The 18,016-nt window shown below is 61.0% G+C and carries 19 protein-coding genes; 4 read left to right on the top strand and 15 right to left on the bottom strand.

What is annotated here, in order from left to right; translation table 11 throughout:
* Window positions 1–14: 14 nt before the first annotated feature.
* The 4 genes from EKH79_RS02055 to EKH79_RS02040 all read right to left on the bottom strand — a co-directional run bounded on the left by EKH79_RS02055 (window position 15) and on the right by EKH79_RS02040 (window position 2,347).
* Window positions 15–959: a cation diffusion facilitator family transporter gene (locus tag EKH79_RS02055; protein ID WP_126672122.1), complete on the bottom strand. Its 945-nt coding sequence runs from the start codon at window positions 957–959 to the stop codon at window positions 15–17.
* Between the two features lie 47 nt (window positions 960–1,006).
* On the bottom strand, window positions 1,007–1,438 hold the full coding sequence (locus EKH79_RS02050) for a MerC domain-containing protein (RefSeq protein ID WP_126672121.1): 432 nt from the start codon (window positions 1,436–1,438) through the stop codon (window positions 1,007–1,009).
* Between the two features lie 113 nt (window positions 1,439–1,551).
* On the bottom strand, window positions 1,552–2,058 hold the full coding sequence (locus EKH79_RS02045) for a transcriptional repressor (protein WP_425478457.1): 507 nt from the start codon (window positions 2,056–2,058) through the stop codon (window positions 1,552–1,554).
* A 19-nt stretch (window positions 2,059–2,077) separates the two neighbouring features.
* Window positions 2,078–2,347: a hypothetical protein gene (locus tag EKH79_RS02040; protein WP_126672120.1), complete on the bottom strand. Its 270-nt coding sequence runs from the start codon at window positions 2,345–2,347 to the stop codon at window positions 2,078–2,080.
* 140 nt (window positions 2,348–2,487) lie between these two features.
* Between EKH79_RS02040 and EKH79_RS02035 the strand changes: the two genes are divergently transcribed.
* Window positions 2,488–3,288 carry a class I SAM-dependent methyltransferase gene (locus tag EKH79_RS02035; RefSeq protein ID WP_126672119.1) on the top strand — a complete coding sequence of 267 codons (801 nt, stop codon included), beginning with the start codon at window positions 2,488–2,490 and terminating at the stop codon, window positions 3,286–3,288.
* Window positions 3,289–3,343: 55 nt separating this feature from the next.
* On the opposite strand, the gene gltX is transcribed toward EKH79_RS02035, so the two are convergent.
* Window positions 3,344–4,744, bottom strand: a complete 1,401-nt coding sequence (gltX, locus tag EKH79_RS02030; protein ID WP_126672118.1) for a glutamate--tRNA ligase — start codon at window positions 4,742–4,744, stop codon at window positions 3,344–3,346.
* A gap of 102 nt (window positions 4,745–4,846) precedes the next feature.
* Window positions 4,847–5,281 carry a DUF4399 domain-containing protein gene (locus tag EKH79_RS02025; protein WP_126672117.1) on the bottom strand — a complete coding sequence of 145 codons (435 nt, stop codon included), beginning with the start codon at window positions 5,279–5,281 and terminating at the stop codon, window positions 4,847–4,849.
* Window positions 5,282–5,442: 161 nt separating this feature from the next.
* On the opposite strand from EKH79_RS02025, the gene EKH79_RS02020 reads away from it, so the two are divergent.
* Window positions 5,443–6,603: a glycosyltransferase family 4 protein gene (locus tag EKH79_RS02020; protein ID WP_126672116.1), complete on the top strand. Its 1,161-nt coding sequence runs from the start codon at window positions 5,443–5,445 to the stop codon at window positions 6,601–6,603.
* Entirely contained in the window at window positions 6,572–7,147 is a 576-nt protein-coding gene (locus tag EKH79_RS02015) for a phosphatase PAP2 family protein (protein ID WP_126672115.1), read from the top strand. The genes EKH79_RS02020 and EKH79_RS02015 overlap by 32 nt, the downstream gene beginning before the upstream one ends.
* A 319-nt stretch (window positions 7,148–7,466) precedes the next feature.
* Here the strand turns inward: EKH79_RS02015 and accD are convergent, their stop codons facing one another.
* The 3 genes from accD to trpB all read right to left on the bottom strand — a co-directional run bounded on the left by accD (window position 7,467) and on the right by trpB (window position 10,560).
* Complete coding sequence (accD, locus tag EKH79_RS02010) at window positions 7,467–8,336, bottom strand: acetyl-CoA carboxylase, carboxyltransferase subunit beta (protein ID WP_126672114.1); 870 nt, start codon at window positions 8,334–8,336, stop codon at window positions 7,467–7,469.
* A 215-nt stretch (window positions 8,337–8,551) separates the two neighbouring features.
* Window positions 8,552–9,352 (bottom strand): tryptophan synthase subunit alpha, encoded by an 801-nt coding sequence (trpA, locus tag EKH79_RS02005; protein WP_126672113.1) that lies wholly within the window; start codon window positions 9,350–9,352, stop codon window positions 8,552–8,554.
* Window positions 9,349–10,560, bottom strand: a complete 1,212-nt coding sequence (gene trpB, locus EKH79_RS02000) for a tryptophan synthase subunit beta (protein WP_126672112.1) — start codon at window positions 10,558–10,560, stop codon at window positions 9,349–9,351. Before trpB ends, trpA begins: the two co-directional genes overlap by 4 nt.
* Window positions 10,561–10,670: 110 nt before the next feature.
* Here trpB and EKH79_RS01995 point away from each other — a divergent pair, with 110 nt between their 5' ends.
* Complete coding sequence (locus EKH79_RS01995; RefSeq protein ID WP_126672111.1) at window positions 10,671–11,561, top strand: LysR family transcriptional regulator; 891 nt, start codon at window positions 10,671–10,673, stop codon at window positions 11,559–11,561.
* Here the strand turns inward: EKH79_RS01995 and EKH79_RS01990 are convergent.
* The 6 genes from EKH79_RS01990 to EKH79_RS01965 form a co-directional block, all read right to left on the bottom strand.
* Window positions 11,558–12,175: a phosphoribosylanthranilate isomerase gene (locus EKH79_RS01990; protein ID WP_126672110.1), complete on the bottom strand. Its 618-nt coding sequence runs from the start codon at window positions 12,173–12,175 to the stop codon at window positions 11,558–11,560. The two genes, EKH79_RS01995 and EKH79_RS01990, sit on opposite strands and share 4 nt — an antisense overlap.
* Window positions 12,172–12,939, bottom strand: coding sequence for a tRNA pseudouridine(38-40) synthase TruA (truA, locus tag EKH79_RS01985; protein ID WP_126672109.1), 768 nt, complete (start codon window positions 12,937–12,939; stop codon window positions 12,172–12,174). The genes EKH79_RS01990 and truA overlap by 4 nt, the downstream gene beginning before the upstream one ends.
* Before the next feature lie 143 nt (window positions 12,940–13,082).
* On the bottom strand, window positions 13,083–15,356 hold the full coding sequence (locus EKH79_RS01980) for a motility hub landmark protein FimV (RefSeq protein WP_126672108.1): 2,274 nt from the start codon (window positions 15,354–15,356) through the stop codon (window positions 13,083–13,085).
* A 165-nt stretch (window positions 15,357–15,521) separates the two neighbouring features.
* Window positions 15,522–15,818 carry a hypothetical protein gene (locus EKH79_RS01975; RefSeq protein ID WP_126672107.1) on the bottom strand — a complete coding sequence of 99 codons (297 nt, stop codon included), beginning with the start codon at window positions 15,816–15,818 and terminating at the stop codon, window positions 15,522–15,524.
* The gene (locus tag EKH79_RS01970) at window positions 15,818–16,846 is read right to left on the bottom strand and encodes an aspartate-semialdehyde dehydrogenase (RefSeq protein WP_126672106.1); all 1,029 of its coding nucleotides are present in this window, start codon (window positions 16,844–16,846) and stop codon (window positions 15,818–15,820) included. Before EKH79_RS01970 ends, EKH79_RS01975 begins: the two co-directional genes overlap by 1 nt.
* Window positions 16,847–16,967: 121 nt before the next feature.
* Window positions 16,968–17,981 (bottom strand): 2-hydroxyacid dehydrogenase, encoded by a 1,014-nt coding sequence (locus EKH79_RS01965; RefSeq protein WP_126672346.1) that lies wholly within the window; start codon window positions 17,979–17,981, stop codon window positions 16,968–16,970.
* Between the last annotated feature and the right edge of the window lie 35 nt (window positions 17,982–18,016).

Below are 18,016 nucleotides of genomic sequence, written 5' to 3'. Positions count from 1 at the left end.
CGCCAAGGGCGCCCTTAGTGGGGGTGATGAGCATTGCAGCCGGGGTCGCCGTCGGGGCAGTCGCCCAGGTCGATCTGGACGGTGGTATGGCGGATGCCGAAGCGCTCCTGCAGGGTGCGATTCACGGCAGCCAGCACGCGTGCGCCGTCATTGTGATCGTGCAGCTCGAGGTGCAGCGTCGCCATGCGCGAGCCGGAGGCGAGCTGCCACACATGCAGGTGGTGCACATCGCGAATGGATATATCGACGGTTCGAAGCACGGTTTCGACTTCCTGCGGGTCCATGCCCTCAGGCACACCTTCGAGCAGGATGTGCGTCGAACGGCGCAGCAGCTGCCACGCGCTGTGCAAAATCAACAGCGACACCAGCAACGACAGCACCGGGTCGGCCCAATTCCAGCCCATCCAGCGAACCGCCAGTGCGGCAAGCACGGCACCCACGGAACCCAGAAGATCGCCCAGCACGTGCAACGTCGCTGCGCCGAGGTTCACGTCATCGTGGGCATGCCCATGCAGAGTGCGCAGCACGATCAAATTGACGATCAAGCCAACGATCGCAACACCAAGCATCACGCCGGAGAGAATCTCGACCGGCTTGAACAGTCGCGTGATGGCTTCGTACGCAATAAACCCGACCAGTACAAACTGCGTGAGCGCATTGACGAAACCAGCCAGCACTTCCAGACGCCCGTAGCCATAGGTACGACGCGCATCCGCCGGACGCAACGCCAGGCGCACGGCGAAAAAAGCCAGTGCAAGCGCCAGCGAATCGACCAGCATATGCCCCGCATCGGCTAGCAGTGCCAGCGATCCCGACCACAAGCCGCCAACCACTTCGGCGACCATCATGCCGGTGGTGAGCACGAACGCGAACAGCAACTTGCGCTCGCGGCCCGTCGCCCTCGTTACTTCCTGAGGGTGATCGTGATGCTCGCAGGCGTGGCTATGCGCGTGATTCATTCAATAATGCTAGGAAGCATCGCCGCCGTTACACAATCACCGCACGCTCAATGCGCGCAGTGCGGGCCGTGTACATGGCCAAGCTGACGATCGAATCGAAGATTGACGAAGTGAGCACTGGCAACCAGCAAACCACCGCAAGTGACCAGCACGCTGTGCAGGATGATCGAATAGTTTTCGGCAAAGGTGACGCCCATCACCAGCAGCGCCAAGCCTGGAAACGCCAATCGAAGCGGTAGCGAACGATGATGACGGCGGTAGCCATTGACGAGCGCAAACAGCGCAAGCGCACTGGCACACAGCACAAAGCCCCGCTCAAACGCGTGATCGGCGAGAAAGCTCAACCCAAGCAAGGGAAGAATCGCCAGAACAAACGGCAGCAACGCGCAGTGAATGGCGCAGAGAAATGACGCGGTGGCACCGACTCTGTCGGCGAAGTTCCACCAGCGGGTCGGGGGCGGCGTTGGCGTGGAATCCATGTGGGACTACACCATGCAGGGGTTAGCCGAGGGGCGGCATCGTTTTGATACAATATAACATCAACTGGCCGCACGCAAGCGACCGGGTTCAGGGTGGCAGATAACAGGTGAAATCAGGCTTTGCGGCAGTCTTTGCAGATGCCGTGCACTTCCAGCGTCTGCGCCTGCGGACGAAAGCCGAAGGCCTTGGCCTGCGCTTCGATGAGGTCGGCCACCCGCTCATCGCACACTTCTTGCGCACTGGAGCAGACGTCGCAAATCAGGAACGGCACCTGGTGCGCTTCGGCCGGGTGATGGCACGACACGAACGCATTGATCGATTCCAGCTTGTGAATGAAGCCATGCTCAAGCAGGAAATCGAGTGCGCGATAAACCGTGGGCGGCGCCGCATTACCGTGGCGTTCGCGCAGGTGATCGAGCAAGTCGTACGCCTTGACCGGCTTGCCGGCAGCCGCGATGAGTTCCAGCACTTCCTTGCGCAGTGGCGTAAGACGCAGGCCGCGTTCTTCGCTGGCATGCTCCACCGCCGCGACGAACTCCTTCGGACCGTCGTGGTGATGATGGACGTGCGCTTTGACGGACTGACTGTCACTCAACGGATTCACCTCGGTTTCGATAATACACCCCCGCGGTTGAACATTAGCGCGGCAGCGGCGGCGGCTTCGCCGATTTGGGGATGAGCAGGACAATAATCCAGCCGATCGGCCCCAGTGTCAGCGCCCAGACGATACCGGCCATCGTTCGACCCCGCCACCAGCCCAGCAACGCGCCGACGGCAACGAAAACCACACTCCACCAGAACAGCGCGGCCATGGGCAGCATGTTCATCAGGTTCATGAAGATGTGAAGGGACGCGTCGGGCGAACTCATATCGACGCCCTGCGTTGCCTTGGCAATCAGCTCATCCATTATGCTTCTCGATACGAGCGCAGCGCGCGCGACTGGACCAATGCTCGGCATTCTGGCCTAGAAGACCGCTGACGTGCAGTGTCGCAGTCGTCGGTGCGCGCTTGTGGTTGCACCATCACTCTCAGGAATCTTCCATCCGCATGTGGAACATCGCCTCGAATTTTCCGGAACTGTTGGCGGCCCGCTATCAACTCGGCCCGATCTACGGCAGTGAAGATATCTGCACATTGCTCTACAGCCTGGTACGCAGGGAAAGACCGGAAGTCGTCGTGGAACTTGGCACCGGCATGGGCGTGACTACTGCCTGGATTGCCGCCGCGATGAAAGAGAACGGTGTCGGCACCCTCTATACCTACGACAACGGCAGCCATTTCCAGGTGCCCGACGTCAGGAACTTCCTTGCCGTATCGCCTACCGGTCCCATCGAATCGCTGGGCCGGATTGCCAAACAGGGAACGTACGAGGAATTTGTGCTTTCGCTGCTCGACCTATGCGATGTACGCGAACATGTCGTCTTCAGGAAAACCGACATCGACCTCGACAACCCCACCAGTTTGACGGCTGATTTCGAGCACAAGCCGATCGACCTTCTGTTTTCCGATTACATGCATTCGCCTGACTTTGTGCATAACATCGTACGTGCTTTTCTGCCGCGCATGGCGAGCACATCATCGATTTTCATCGACAGCGCTTCGTCGCATGTGCCGTCGTTCCTGACGCTTGAACGCATGATCGAATGCTTCAACGAACAGAAAATTCCCAAGCGCATCGTGCAGGGAATGAGCGAGAGCGATGTGTCGATCACGCGGCAGCTTCTGTCGGAATCGCGGTTCCGGCTGATGCATCTGATGGAAAAGCGTGACCGCGCGCAGAACAGCACCTCATGGATACGCATCGAACCCGTCGACACGCTACCGCCAGTGACTTCGTTCTTTCATTGACGGTACCGACGTCGATGCTCGGACCAGAGCATCGATCACCCAAGCTCTGCAGTGATTAGCTGCTCGCCAACGCTATCGCGTCATCGATGCGTTTCAGCGCTTCCTCGCGACCCGTCAGATAAATCGTGTGATCGATCGACGGCGAGACTTGCGTGCCAGTCATCGCCACGCGCAACGGCTGCGCGATTTTGCCCATGCCCACGTCGAGTTTGGCAGCAACCTGCTCGATCACCTGATGAATCGGCTCCGGCTTCCATTCGCAGCTGGCAAGCAACTCGCGGGATGCCTGTAGCACCTGCACGGCGCTGTCGTTCTTCAGATGCTTGGCGACGGCCTTGTCATCCCACTCGGTGATCGGGCCGTACCAGATCTTCGCGCGCTCGGCCATTTCCTTCAGCGTATGCACGCGATCGCGCAGCGCGACAATCACATCGGCGGGTGCGGGGCCTTTGCCGATATCGATGCCTGCGCGATCAAGATGCCAGGTGAATTCAGGGACCAGCGCTTGCGGATCGTCGCTCTTCAGATAATGCTGGTTGAGCCATAGCAGCTTTTCGGTATCGAAACGCGACGCGGCCTTGTTGACGTCGGCGACGTCGAACAGCTTCACCATTTCCTCGCGCGAGAAAATTTCCTGATCGCCGTGCGACCAACCCAGACGTACGAGGTAGTTGAGGATCGCGTGCGGGAGGAAGCCGTTATCGCGATATTCCATCACGCTCACCGAGTTGGTGCGCTTGGACAGCTTCTTGCCTTCCTTGTCCAGAATCATCGGCAAGTGCGCGAACTCCGGCACCGTCGCACCGAGCGCGTGATAGATGTTGATCTGACGCGGCGTGTTATTGACGTGGTCATCGCCGCGAATCACTTCGGTGATACCCATGTCGATGTCGTCGACAACCACGGCGAAGTTGTAGGTCGGCCAGCCGTCCGAACGGAAGATCACCAGATCGTCCAGTTCCGCGTTGGCCCACTCCACCCTGCCCTTGACCTTGTCGTCGAACACGACCGTGCCTTCGAGCGGATTCTTGAAGCGGATCACGCGATTCGGATCGTCGCGATAGGGCTCGTTGCGATCACGGTAGTAGCCGTTGTAGCGAGGCTTCTCGCCACGCGCCATCGCCGCTTCGCGCATGGCTTCGATTTCGTCCTTGGACTCGTAGGCGTAATACGCCTTGCCGGTCTCCAGCAGCACGTCGGCGACCTGCTTGTAACGCGCCAGGCGTTGGGTCTGATAGATCGGCGCGTCGTCCGCGCTCAGATCCAGCCATTGCATGGCGTCGATGATCGCTTTTACGGCTTCGTCGGTCGAACGCTCGCGGTCGGTGTCCTCGATGCGCAACAGGAATTCGCCACCCCGGCGGCGCGACTCCAGCCAGCAGTACAACGCGGTGCGTGCGCCACCGATGTGCAGGAAACCGGTGGGGCTGGGAGCGAAACGAGTGCGGACGGTCATGGATTCGGTCGAGGCGCGATGCGGGATCGGTCATTTTAGCCGATTCGTGGCCCCAGCCTTCATCTGGCCCTCCCCCTATGGAGAGGGCCTTGTCGCGCGCGCTTATTTGACGTGTACGGTGACGACCTTCGACACCAGCGCCGGGTCGAACGGGATGTGGTTGAGATCGCCCAGCTCCAGCTGCAAGGTATGCGTACCCGGCTTCAACGTTACGGTGGCTTCGGTCTGGCCACCGCCGAAGTGCACGTGCTGCTCGTCCTTGGGAATCGGCTGCCCGGCGGCGGGCAGATCTTTGACGTCGATCAGCAAATGATGATGCCCGGTGTTCTCATGGGCGACGCCAGCAGGTGCGACACCCATGCCCTTCAATCCGAACCGCACAGTGAAAGTCTGCGGAACCGTGGCACCGTCCTGCGGCGAAATGATGTAGACCTGCGCACCGGCAGTGGCTTTGGTTACTGGCAAAGTGGGGGCATCCGCCGCCAGCACGGAGCCGGCAGATGCAACTAGCGCTAACGTGAATAGCAGACGTTTCATCGGCGTGTCTCCTGGTCCAGGGAAATGCAAATCTAGCCCAGTTGCAGCCGCTCGGCGACGTTTCCACGTTTGGTAACACGCGTAACCCCAGTGTCACGTGCCCGCCACGTCTACGAAACGACGCAAGCGCAAGCTGCCGCCGTACAAGACGAGGATGCGCCATGCGTATCGGCATCATCAGCGAGACGTATCCGCCGGAAATCAACGGTGTCGCACTCACCGTTCATGGTCTGGCGACCGGTCTGGCCTTACGCGGCCACGAGATCGATCTCATCCGTCCGCGCCAGACGGTGAGCCACGTCGACGAACCCGGTATCCATGCACTCGAAACACGCGGCGCAGCACTGCCCCGCTATCCGGGTTTGCGTTTCGGCCTTCCAGCACCGCGTACGTTGCGCAAGCGCTGGATGGAACACCGTCCCGACGTCATCTATGTCGCAACCGAAGGTCCATTGGGCCGTTCGGCTGTAAAAACCGCCGTGCGACTGGGCATTCCGGTAGCTACCGGTTTTCATACCCGCTTCGACACCTACGCCAATCACTATGGTGTGGGTTTTCTCACACCGGTCGTACATCGCTACCTGAGCCGTTTCCACAGCCGCGCCAACGTCACGCTGGTGCCAACCGAAGCGCTCGCCCAGGAACTCACGGCGATGGGCGTGGACCACGCGCGCCTGCTGCGCCGCGCCGTCGACACGAAACAGTTTAGCCCCGCCAAGCGCGACGCATCGTTGCGCGCAAGCTGGGGTGTGGATGCGGATACGCCGGTGGTGCTTTATGTCGGCCGCATCGCACCGGAGAAAAATCTGGACCTGGCAGTGGATACGTTCCGCGCCATCCAGAAAGTATCGCCTAACGCGCGTTATGTGTGGGTGGGCGATGGCCCGGCTCGCGCAGGCCTGCAGGAAGCGCATCCGGACTTCATCTTCGTCGGCATGAAGCGCGACGAAATGCTCGCAGCCCATTACGCCAGCGCGGACATGTTCTCGTTCCCGAGTCTGAGCGAAACCTTCGGCAACGTGATTCTGGAAGCGCTCGCTTCCGGCTTGCCGGTGGTGGCTTACAACGAAGGCGCTGCGCGCGAGCATCTGTTTGATGACGTGAATGGTTACCGGATCGAATCCGGTAATGCCAAAGCGTTTACCGCCGCCGCCGTGAAGCTGGCCGGCGATGTCGCACTGATCCGCAAGATGGGAGCTGCTGCTGAAGAGAGCATGGCGCGCCTGTCGCCGGAAGCAGTGATCCGCGAATTCGAAACCCTGTTGCGCGAACTGGTCGAGGAGAATGTGCATGAGCGCCATGTCACCATCGCACCTGCCTGACCCAGTCGCTCTTCCGCGCCATGCGTTTGATCGACGCATGTGCATTGCCGCCAATCGTTGGGGCGCGCGGCACGCAGTGGGGATGTTCTTTGGCATTATCAGTCGCCTAGGCGACGGCATTTTCTGGTACGCCTTGATGGCGGCCCTCGTACTCATCGATGGCAAGCGTGGTCTGGAAGCGGCCGCGCACATGGCCGTGACCGGCCTGGTCGCACTGGGCTTGTACCGCATCCTGAAGCGCTGGACGCGTCGCCCGCGTCCGTTCCGCACCTGCCCCGGCGTGATTGCACACGTGCCGCCGCTGGACGAATTCAGTTTTCCGTCGGGACACACGCTGCAGGCGGTGGGTTTCACCATCGTCGCGCTGGCGTGGTATCCGGTGCTTGCACCGCTGTTGCTGACGTTCACTGCGCTGGTTGCCGCATCGCGCGTGATTCTCGGCTTGCACTACCCGAGCGATGTCCTTGCCGCCATGGTTGTTGGCAGTGGCCTCGGCGCGCTGTCGTTGTGGCTGGTGCACAGCGCGCCGATGCTGTTCGTCTGATTGCATTGATCAATCGCTGCGCATCGCGTCGCGACGTACTTTGACTTCAACGACATAGCGCATCTATCCACAGGCTCTACCGGATACTTTCCACAATCGCTGTGGAAAAGTGCGCGCACTTGTTGCGCAAACATTTACCACTGCGTGCCAAGTGGTTGATCGCGCAACTCAGAGTTCGGGTTGTCCACAGGCTTTTCCAAGCTACATCCACATTTGCTGTGGAAAAGATTTTTGTTGCCGCTGCATCAAACATTCTTAGATGCAAAAGCAACAATGCCGCCCGAAGGCGGCATTGAATGGACTGGACATGCGAAGTGTTTTATGCGGCGCGCGGGACTTTGCGCAGAATGTTCAACACATCGGACAGCTTGTCGCGCATCTGGCGCCGATCCACGATCATGTCGATGGCACCGTGATCAAGCAGGAATTCCGAACGCTGAAAACCTTCCGGCAATGTCTCGCGCACGGTTTGCTCGATCACGCGCGGACCGGCGAAACCGATCAGCGCTTTCGGTTCGGCAACGTTGATATCGCCCAACATGCCAAGACTTGCCGACACGCCACCGGTGGTGGGATGCGTCAGCACGCTGATGTATGGCACGCCGGCTTCGCGCAAACGCGCCAGCGCAGCAGACGTCTTGGCCATCTGCATCAGCGAGAACAGCGCTTCCTGCATGCGCGCACCGCCGGTCGCGGAGAAGCACACCAGTGCACTGCGCTCGGCGAGTGCCTGTTCCGCGGCGCGCGTGAACTTCTCGCCGACGACCGAGCCCATCGAGCCACCCATGTAGGAGAACTCGAACGCGACGGCCATCAGCGGGCGATCCTTGAGCTTGCCGCTCATCGCGATCAGCGCATCTTTTTCGCCGGTGGATTTCTGCGCGGCGACAATGCGATCGCGATACTTCTTGGAATCGCGGAATTTCAGCGGATCGCTGGGCTCCATACTGGCCCAGTGTTCCTTCGTGCTGCCTTCATCGAGGAAAGCCAGCAAACGCTCGCGTGCACCGATGGCGTGATGATGATTGCACTTGGGGCACACCATCAGACTGCGCTCCAGCTCCGGCTTGTAGAGCACGGCGCCGCAGCCGGCACATTTTTCCCACACACCCTCGGGTACTTTGCCTTTGCCGCCGGGCGGACCTGGCGTCCGCACCCGCGGTGTCATTATTTTTTGCAGCCAATTCATAGAAACCTCAATCCTGAACCCGGCGGCCCTCGACCATCGGGACTTCAATGGGGGCGCTTTCGTCCAACGTCCAGTCCCTCACAAACGGAAGGGCCATGGAAAGGGCTTTGCCCTATCCGTCGTACGTGTGACCGCGCCAATGCGCGCGCGTTCCTTTACATGCGCCCGCGATGGTCATTCACCCCGCCCATCCCCTCCTCAAGGGAAAGCAAGCATTACGGCGCGTCCAGCGCGGCGCGGATGGGGCCGAGAAAGCCTTGCACCCTTGCCGCGATATCCTGCGCCGTAGTCGCGCCTTCCAGGCGTTCGACCAGTGCACTGCCAATCACTACCGCATCCGCAAAGCCAGCGATGGCTTTGGCACTCTGCGCATCCTTGACGCCAAAACCTACCGCGACCGGCGCGTTCGCATGAGATCGGATATCGGCCACGCGTGCGGCGATGTCCTGCGTACTCAAGCGTCCTGCCCCGGTGATGCCGGCGAACGATACATAGTACAGGAAACCGTCGGCGGCCTCGCATAACGCAGCCATACGCGCGGGTGCGGTGGTGGGTGCCGCAAGCAGAATCTGCTGCAGACCCGCTTTGCGTAACGGTTCGAGCACCGCCGCTTCTTCAAGCGGGCAATCGACTAGCAGCACACCATCTGCGCCGGCTACCACCGCTTCGTTGGCGAAGCGTTCGTAGCCGTGGATTTCGACGGGGTTGAGGTATCCCATCAGCACAATGGGCGTCTCGTTGTCGCGTTGCCGGAATGCAGCGACCCACGCCAGCACATCGGCCAATCCAACGCCTTTGGCAATGGCACGTTCGCTGGCGTGCTGGATCACCGGGCCATCGGCCATCGGATCGGAAAACGGTACGCCCAGTTCGATCAGATCCGCACCTGCATCGACCAACGCGTGCATCAGCGCAACGTGGTGTTCGGGTGCCGGATCGCCGGCGGTGACGAAAGGAATCAGGCCTGTGCGACCTGCTGATTTCAGCGCAGCAAAACGACGATCGATGCGACTCATACCTGCACTCCTTCGCGCGCTGCAATCGTGTGGACGTCTTTGTCGCCGCGCCCGGAAAGGTTGCACAGCACGATGCCGTCTTTCGGCAGCTCGCGCGCCAGTTTCATCGCTTGGGCAACCGCGTGGCTGGATTCGAGTGCAGCGAGAATGCCTTCGGTTCGTGCAAGCAAGTGGAAAGCTTCCAGCGCTTCGTCATCGGTCACGCCAACGTATTCGGCACGTCCCGCATCTTTCAGGAACGCATGCTCGGGGCCGACACCCGGGTAATCCAATCCCGCGGAAACCGAATGCGTTTCGGTAATCTGACCATTGTCGTCGCACAACACATAGGTGCGATTGCCGTGCAGTACGCCGGGACGTCCTGCCGCAAGCGATGCGGCGTGATGGCCCGTCGCGATACCCTCGCCCGCCGCTTCCGCACCGACCATGCGTACGCTGCTGTCGTTGAGAAACGCGTGGAACAAGCCGATCGCGTTCGAACCGCCGCCAACGCACGCCGTCAGCACATCAGGCAGACGACCATATTGCTCCAGCATCTGCGCGCGCGCTTCGCGTCCCACGATGGCGTTGAAATCGCGCACCATCATCGGATACGGGTGCGGCCCTGCCACGGTGCCGATGATGTAGAACGTGTCGGCAACGTTGGTCACCCAATCGCGCATCGCTTCGTTCAACGCATCCTTGAGCGTTTTCGAACCGGATGTCACCGGCACGACCTCGGCACCGAGAAGCTTCATGCGATAGACGTTGATCTTTTGGCGCTCGATATCGACAGCGCCCATGTACACCACGCACTTCAAGCCGAAACGTGCCGCGACGGTTGCAGTGGCGACGCCGTGTTGACCTGCACCGGTTTCGGCAATCACGCGCGGCTTGCCCATGCGCTTTGCGACGAGCGCCTGGCCGATGGTGTTGTTGATCTTGTGCGCGCCGGTGTGATTGAGGTCTTCGCGCTTGAGCAGAATGCGCGCGCCGCCCACATGCCTAGACAGGCGCTCGGCGTGATAAATCGGACTCGGGCGCCCCACGTAATGGGTGAGGTCTCGGTCCAACTCGGCCAGGAACTCGGGGTTCTCGCGAAGGCTAAGGTAGGCCTCGGTGAGTTCGGCGAGCGGCGCCATTAGGGTTTCGGCCACGAATTGGCCGCCGAAATCGCCGAAGCGCCCGTGGGCGTCGGGCCAATTCTGGAAGTCCTGGATGGTGGGCATATGTCAGGAATCCTGTGCAATAGGTTTAGCCAGACCGCAAAAATATCGTGAATTCGCTTAGGAAAAAAGCGATATCATGGCTTTGACATGTCAGGAAAACTCACACAATCGTGAGCCGAGAACTTCCCTCACTGAACGCCCTTCGTGCTTTCGAGGCCACCGCTCGGCTGGGCAGCGTCAGTCGTGCCGCGGAGGAGCTGCACGTTACACATGGCGCCATCAGCCGTCAGGTGCGCGTGCTGGAGGAGGCACTCGATCAGCCACTCTTCGCACGCCATGGGCGCGGCATCGCGCTGACGGCCGCAGGCGAGCAACTGCGCGATCGTGTAGCGGGTGCCTTCGATCAGCTGCGGGACGGATGGGCGGAACTTCAGCGCAGTCAGGCGGAGGGTCCATTCGTGCTCGGCTGTGCCAGCAGTCTGCTGGCGCGCTGGGTGATTCCCCGATTGGATCGGCTTGAACGCGATCTGCCGTCACTCAAATTGCATCTCTCGCCCGAGGAAGACCCGCTGGCGCCGCAACATGCCGAGCTCGATGCGGCGCTGGCACTTCGCGCGGCACCGTGGCCGACTGGCTGGGAGGTGCACGAATTGGCGCCTGAGCGCATCGGCCCCGTCGTGAGTCCACGCTACGCCAATCTTGATCGTTTGCTGCAAGACGGCGAATCCGCCCTGCGCGATGAAGCATTGCTGCATACCACGTCGCGCCCACAGGCGTGGCCGGAATGGGCCGAGCTAAGCGGCGTATCACCCGCGTCGCTTCACTACGGCCAAGGATTCACTCGCCTGTTCTATTTGCTGGAAGCAGCCGTCGCGGGACTGGGCGTCGCCATCGCGCCTGCACAACTGGTGCAGGATGATGTGAAGGCGGGACGCTTACTTGCGCCGTGGGGATTTCGTCAGACGCAAGCGCAGTGGATTCTTGCCACGCCACGACGCCGGAGCGATCACCGTGTCGTTGCGCTGGCCACATGGTTGCGCAGCGCACTGCTCGATGCTTAATGCGCTGAGCGAACGGCCTCGATGAAGTCGCGCATCTTGCCGTGATCCTTGATGCCCGGCGACGATTCAATGCCGCTGGCCACATCCACCGCCCAGGGTTTGGCGATACGAATCGCCGCCTGAACATTTGCGGATGTGAGACCGCCAGCGAGGATCAGCGGTTGACGCAGATCGTGCGGCATCAACGACCAATCAAACGATTTGCCACTGCCACCTGCCTCGCCCAATCCGTGACCATCGAGCAACAAACCGGCCGCTTGCGGATAGGCGCGCAATTGAGGCAACGCTGACGCTCCTTCGCCCATCGCAATCGCCTTCAGATATGGCTGACCGAACTGGGCGCACCATTCGTCGCTCTCTGCGCCGTGAAATTGCAACAACGATGGCCGAACGGTTTCGATGACGGCGCGAACGAATTCTGCCTCGTCATCCATGCACAGCGCGACAGTCGATACAAACGGCGGCATGGCGTCGACGATCGTTTTGGCTTGCGCTAACGACACCTTTCGTTTGCTTCGTGCTGTAAGCACCACACCAATCGCGTCGGCGCCACGTTGCGCTGCAAACAACGCATCTTCGACGCGCGTCATGCCACAACACTTGATGCGCGTCATTCGCTCACCTCATCAGGCAAACCCCAGCCTTTTTCGTAACGCGGACCGACAAACGTCAGACCCGACGCCGCCGCGGTGGGACCAGCCACTTCGCGATTGCGCCCCACCAAAAGTTCCGCAACCCATGCTTCGGGCTGCTCGCCACGGCCAACCACCAAAAGCGAACCAACGATATTGCGCACCATATGATGCAGAAATGCATTGGCTTCGATGTCGACGATCACTTGCGCATCGTCGCGGCGTACTTGCAACGTCTTGATCAGACGACGAGCGTGTTTCGCCTGACAGGAAACGGCACGGAAGGCACTGAAATCATGTTCGCCGATCAGCGCTTGAGCCGCCGTATGCATGCGCGTCGCATCGAGCGGAAGACGCTCCCACGTCACATAACGTGCATCAAGCGCCGGCCGAATGCCGCGATTGAGAATGGTGTAGCGATAACGGCGGCTGCGTGCAGCAAAGCGCGCATGGAAGTCATCCGGCACGGGTTGCGCCCAAAGAACAGCTACGCTTGTCGGTAGGTTCGAGCACGTGCCGAGCACCCAACTGCGCATATCGCGCTGAACATCCGTATCGAAATGCACGACCTGGCAGCGGCCGTGCACTCCTGCGTCCGTGCGTCCGGCGCACGTCACTTCGATCGGTTCGGCGGCGACGAAGGAGAGCGCCTTCTCCAGGCACCCTTGCACACTGGCACCATGACTGAGCCGTTGCCAGCCAAGAAAATCGGTGCCGTCGTATTCAATACCGAGTGCAATGCGCATGGATGATTGGAAAACTGCGAGACGTTTAGCGTAACAGCTTGGATGGCAGCACTAAGCCTTACGATGCTTTTCAAGTTCAACGGCCGGAAAAACATCGGGCCGGCATGGCCGGCCCGATCTGTAGTCCTGCCGCACGATGAAGATCAGCGAATCTTGGCTAGCAACGTCCTGGCGACATCCTTCTGCATCTGGGTGCCTTCCTGCATTACTTCATCGAGCATGGCGCGTGCACCATCCGGATCGCCCATGTCGAGGTAAGCACGAGCCAGATCGAGCTTGGTGTCGATCGGATCATCATGCAGTTCGCCGAAGTCAGCTGCATTATCCGTGTGCGCGGCTTCGTGCTCCTCGGACGGGTCTTCGAAGTTCCACGTCGAGACGGGCTCGGCTTCGGCTTCCTGCTTGGCGGCAGCAGCGTGACTGGCAGCCGCCTTCGCTTCTTGCTGATGCGGAGTGAGGTCGAAATCGAAATGGTATTCGCTGACCTTCGGCTGCGACGGCACCGGTGGCGGTGCCTTGGCATTCGCGGCCTCGTTGTTACCTGCGTAGCTATCCAGATCGAACTGATGCAGCGGCGAACGCTCATCGGCGCCCGACGGCGGAATGTGCGCTTCGGCGAACAGAGGATGACCAGGAGCGAGATCCTCGCCCATGTGCACCACGTCCTGCCATTCCGGCTGATCGGCTTCGGTGATATGCGCATGCATCGCTTCGGCAGCGGCCTCGAAATGCTCCACGTCGCGACGGGTGTAGTACAGGCTTACCAGCTCGAGATGCAGGCCGATGTCGTCCGGATTTTCGGCCAGCTGATCGAGCAGCTGATCCTGGTCGGGGTCGGAGCCTGAATGCAGATCATCCAGATCCGCCGTGCCGAAACGATCGGCCAGCGAACCCTTGCCAGCCGAGGGTTCGAGCTTCACGGTCTTTTTGGTTGCGCCACCGGACTTGCCGCGGCGCGAGAGCGCGCCAAGGATGGCCAGGACGATCACGCCACCGCCAATGGCCCATGCCCACGTCTGCATGTACCACGGCTCCTCGGCCGAGGCCGGTGTAGCGGCAGCTGCATGGTGAACCGGACGAACGATGGGCTTCGCGGCAGGCGGAGCAACCGGCGTGGTGACGGCAGCGGAGTGCGGTGCCGAAGCAGCGCTCGCCGGTGTAGTCACGGCCTTTGGTGCGGATGCGGCGCTAGCCAGTGCCGCAGCGGGATGAGTCGGGGTCACCACGGCAGTCGGCTGTGTGGCCGGTGCAGGAGCCGGGGTCGCCGCAGCGAGCGGTGCAGCGGGGGCCGGCGGCAAACCTGCCGACTTGCGTGCGTCCGCGAGCTTCTTCTGAAGGTCGGCGATTTCGTTGTCCTTGAGCGACAACAGTTTCTGGTTCTTGCCGTTGAGATCTTCGAGATCTTTCAGGCGTGACTTCAGTTCATCGCTCTGCTGTTGCAGGGATGACAAGGTTTCCTGGCTACGCTGCAGCTCTTGGCGAACCTTTGCGTTGTCCGCGCCCTTGCCGTTGGAGCCTGCGCCTGCCGACTGGCCTTCGCCGCTCGGAGGAACCAGCGCCAATCGGTCGGCGTTGCTGTTCGCCGTCGGCGCGGCAGAAGCGTTCGCACGCGTACCACCGGCAGCAATGGATGTCGGCGCTGCACCAACCGAGCCATTGCGCCAATCGGCGTCCTGCTGGCGCACCTGCGCAGCGGCGTCGGCGGCAGCAATGGAAGCTGCGTCGTCCTTCGAAGGGACGCGCAAGATAGCGCCAGCCTTCAGGGCATTGATGTTGTCGCGATAGAAAGCGTCCGGATTGGCCGCCTTCAGTGCCAGCATCATCTGGTCTTTGTTGACGCCGGCCGTGGCGGTTTCCGTCGCTACGTGAGAAAGCGTCTGGCCTTTCTCGACCGTGTACTGACCGTTCTTGAGCCCGGCGGGTGCTTCGTGATGAGCCGGTGCGGCGGCGGATGTCGTGCTCGGCGCTGCCGCGCTATTGGGCGATGCCGCGTGACGGCGTGTCGGCGCGCTGCTCGATGCTGTCTCGGTCTTGTTCGGAGGATCGAGCAACACGGCGACTTCGCTGACGCTGCTGCCCGTGCCGGTGTTCACTTTCACGAACAGGTCGAGATACGGGTCGTCCACCGCCGTGGCGCTGGTGATGCGGATGACCTTATGGCCATTCACGTCGACCACGTTGAATTGCAGGGCAATCGTTGGACGGGTAGCGCCGACCTTGGCGAAGGCGTCGCTTGGCGCCAGTTCCGCGCTGAGGTTCTGCAGCTCTGCCGGCGTTCCCTGTTTGACCGGGATTTCGACCAGCAAGGGCTGACCCAGTGCCGACTTGACGTGCGCCTGCCCCAGCTCCACGGCTCCCGCCTGTGTACTGCCCAGCGCAAGCGCCATCAATATCGACAGCTTCAACGAACGATTCATCGCGTGCTCCCCCGAACGACCGGACGCTTTAGTCAATTAAATCACCGCGGTTGCGGAGACTTCCTCTCAGAAGGCGTCACTTTAGTTAGATAAACGTCAATCAACAATAGCCAATCATGTTAATGGCCCGTCCCGGGGCGGTTTTTTTACCCAGCGTGACGGCCGTCAATGCCCGGCGCTGGGTTTCGGGGAGGCGTCCTGCGCAGCCTTCAGCTCCCGCTTTAATTCTTCAATAGTACGGTCTTGTTGTTGCAGGTGCTCGGCCGCCTGCTGGCTGGCCGATTCCTGCTGCCCCAGGTCTTGCTGCAAGTGAGCGACTTCGGCCTCGTGCTGGGCCACGCGCTGGTTCACGTTGGTGACTGCTTTTTCGGTCGGCGTGCTGGACGTGGATGTTGGCGGATCCGCCAACACGACTGCCGAAACCAAAAAGGCACCTGCGAGAACCAGCACGCGATATCGCATTACAAATAATCCTCAATCAGTAATTCCGCGATCTGCACGGCATTGAGCGCCGCGCCTTTGCGGATGTTGTCGGACACGATCCACATATCCAGACCGCGTTCGTGCGAAATGTCTTCGCGGATGCGACCGACGAAGACCGGATCCTGACCGGCCGCATCGCCCACTGGCGTGGGATAACCGCCCGCTTTGCGCTCGTCCTGCACAACAATGCCTGCTGCGTTTTCCAGCAGCTCGCGCGCTTCTTCGGCGGTGATCTTGTCGCGCGTTTCGATGTGCACCGCCTCAGAGTGGCCGTAGAACACAGGCACACGCACGGCGGTGGGATTCACCTGGATGGATTCGTCTTCCAGGATCTTGCGCGTTTCCCACACCATCTTCATTTCTTCCTTGGTGTAGCCGTTCGCCTGGAAGTCGTCGATGTGCGGAATGACGTTAAACGCGATTTGCTTGGGAAATTTCGATTTTTCGACTTCCTGGAAATTGAGGAGCGCCGCTGTTTGCTTGCCGAGCTCTTCCATGCCCGAGCGGCCCGCGCCAGACACCGACTGATACGTCGCGACATTGATGCGCTCAATGCCTACCGCGTGATGAATCGGCCCGAGCGCCACCAGCATCTGCATCGTCGAGCAGTTGGGATTGGCGATGATGCCGCGGTTGGTGTACTGCGCAATGGCGTGCGGATTCACTTCGCTCACGACCAGCGGAATGTCGTCCTGATAGCGGAATTCCGAGGTGTTATCGATGACTACGGCGCCCGCTTCGGCGGCACGCGGCGCATGCTCGCGGCTGACCGAACCGCCGGCTGAGAAGAAGGCGATGTCGACGCCACTGAAATCGTAATCGGCAAGATTCTGGACCGTGATCTGTTTGCCGCCGAATTCCACTTTGCCACCGGCCGAGCGCTCGCTCGCCAGCGGCACCAGCTCGCTGACCGGAAATTCGCGCTGCGCCAGGATGCTCAGCAGGGCTTCGCCGACCGCGCCGGTGGCACCGACCATGGCTACCTTGTAACTGCTCTTCTTGCTCATTGATGGGTCACTTGTTTGGGATTCGGAAGGTCGCCGTGGCCCAACCCGATACCCGCAATCCGGGAATCTAGCCTGCACGGCACGCAAACAACACGGCACAGCCTCGCCAGCGTGAGGAGCGTCACGTTTCGCCCCGTCGTCTGTTCAGGGCATGGGGATTGAGCAGCGACGGCGGATGCCCTGCGTTGGGCCCGTAGCCCAGCGCTGCGAGCAGATTGTCCGCCGCCAATTGAGCCATCGCACGGCGGGTATCGGCGCTGGCGCTGGCGATATGCGGGCTAAGCACGGCGTTCTCGAGTTCGCGCAAAGCGGGATGAACGGACGGCTCGCCTTCGAATACATCCAATCCCGCGCCGGCCAGCCTGCCCTCGCGCAAGGCAGCGGCGAGCGCCGCATCATCGACGATGCCGCCGCGCGCAATGTTTACCAGCACCGCCGTCGGCTTCATCTGCGCCAGTTCATCGGCGCCGATCGCGTGATGATTCTCCGCGCTATACGGAAGTACCAGAACCAGATGATCGGCACGCTGCAACAGCTGCGCCTTGTCGACGTATTCGGCGTGGCATGCGCGCTCGGTCGCCTCGGGCAATCGCGAGCGGTTGTGATAGATCACGGGCATGTCGAAACCGGAGCCGCGGCGCGCAATCGCCTGCCCGATACGGCCCATGCCCAGAATGCCCAAGGTCTTGCCGTGCACATCCACACCAAGCCAATCGTCGAAGCGCATGCCGCCGCGCCAGCGGCCCGCCCGTAACCAGCGCTCGGCGCTGCTGACGCGTCGTGCTGCCGCAAGCAGCAACGCCCAAGCGTAATCGGCCGTCGTCTGGGTCAATACATCGGGGGTGTTGGTGGCGAGAATGCCGGCAACCGTGAGGGCATCCAGATCGAGATTGTTGTAGCCGACGCCCACGTTCGCGATGGCCCGCAAGCGCCGGTTACCCGCAATGACTTGCGCGTCGATGCGATCGCCCAAGCCAACAATGGCGCCATCGACATTGGCAAGCTTGTCGTGCAACTGCTCCGGCGTGCGTTTGGTTTCCCTGGTTTCCGCACGCACCTCGACATACGGTGCCAGCGTGGCCAGCACTTCCGGAAATAAAGGTCGCGAGACCCAAACGATGTGTGACTTGCTCATCATCGATGTAACTACTGTGAGACTCCTGCCGCGCT

It is taken from the genome of Dyella dinghuensis (assembly GCF_003977615.1).
GTDB lineage: Bacteria > Pseudomonadota > Gammaproteobacteria > Xanthomonadales > Rhodanobacteraceae > Dyella_B > Dyella_B dinghuensis.
This window is presented reverse-complemented; position numbering and strand designations above follow the sequence as displayed.

Coding starts and splice junctions, on each gene's coding strand:
- EKH79_RS02025 (WP_126672117.1), bottom strand. CDS start 5,281: ATGAAACGTCTGCTATTCACGTTAGCGCTAGTTGCATCTGCCGGCTCC.
- EKH79_RS02020 (WP_126672116.1), top strand. CDS start 5,443: ATGCGTATCGGCATCATCAGCGAGACGTATCCGCCGGAAATCAACGGT.
- gltX (WP_126672118.1), bottom strand. CDS start 4,744: ATGACCGTCCGCACTCGTTTCGCTCCCAGCCCCACCGGTTTCCTGCAC.
- EKH79_RS02050 (WP_126672121.1), bottom strand. CDS start 1,438: ATGGATTCCACGCCAACGCCGCCCCCGACCCGCTGGTGGAACTTCGCC.
- EKH79_RS02040 (WP_126672120.1), bottom strand. CDS start 2,347: ATGGATGAGCTGATTGCCAAGGCAACGCAGGGCGTCGATATGAGTTCG.
- EKH79_RS01990 (WP_126672110.1), bottom strand. CDS start 12,175: ATGACGCGCATCAAGTGTTGTGGCATGACGCGCGTCGAAGATGCGTTG.
- EKH79_RS02035 (WP_126672119.1), top strand. CDS start 2,488: ATGTGGAACATCGCCTCGAATTTTCCGGAACTGTTGGCGGCCCGCTAT.
- truA (WP_126672109.1), bottom strand. CDS start 12,939: ATGCGCATTGCACTCGGTATTGAATACGACGGCACCGATTTTCTTGGC.
- trpB (WP_126672112.1), bottom strand. CDS start 10,560: ATGCCCACCATCCAGGACTTCCAGAATTGGCCCGACGCCCACGGGCGC.
- EKH79_RS01970 (WP_126672106.1), bottom strand. CDS start 16,846: ATGAGCAAGAAGAGCAGTTACAAGGTAGCCATGGTCGGTGCCACCGGC.
- EKH79_RS01975 (WP_126672107.1), bottom strand. CDS start 15,818: ATGCGATATCGCGTGCTGGTTCTCGCAGGTGCCTTTTTGGTTTCGGCA.
- EKH79_RS02055 (WP_126672122.1), bottom strand. CDS start 959: ATGAATCACGCGCATAGCCACGCCTGCGAGCATCACGATCACCCTCAG.
- accD (WP_126672114.1), bottom strand. CDS start 8,336: ATGAATTGGCTGCAAAAAATAATGACACCGCGGGTGCGGACGCCAGGT.
- EKH79_RS02015 (WP_126672115.1), top strand. CDS start 6,572: ATGAGCGCCATGTCACCATCGCACCTGCCTGACCCAGTCGCTCTTCCG.
- trpA (WP_126672113.1), bottom strand. CDS start 9,352: ATGAGTCGCATCGATCGTCGTTTTGCTGCGCTGAAATCAGCAGGTCGC.
- EKH79_RS01965 (WP_126672346.1), bottom strand. CDS start 17,981: ATGAGCAAGTCACACATCGTTTGGGTCTCGCGACCTTTATTTCCGGAA.
- EKH79_RS01980 (WP_126672108.1), bottom strand. CDS start 15,356: ATGAATCGTTCGTTGAAGCTGTCGATATTGATGGCGCTTGCGCTGGGC.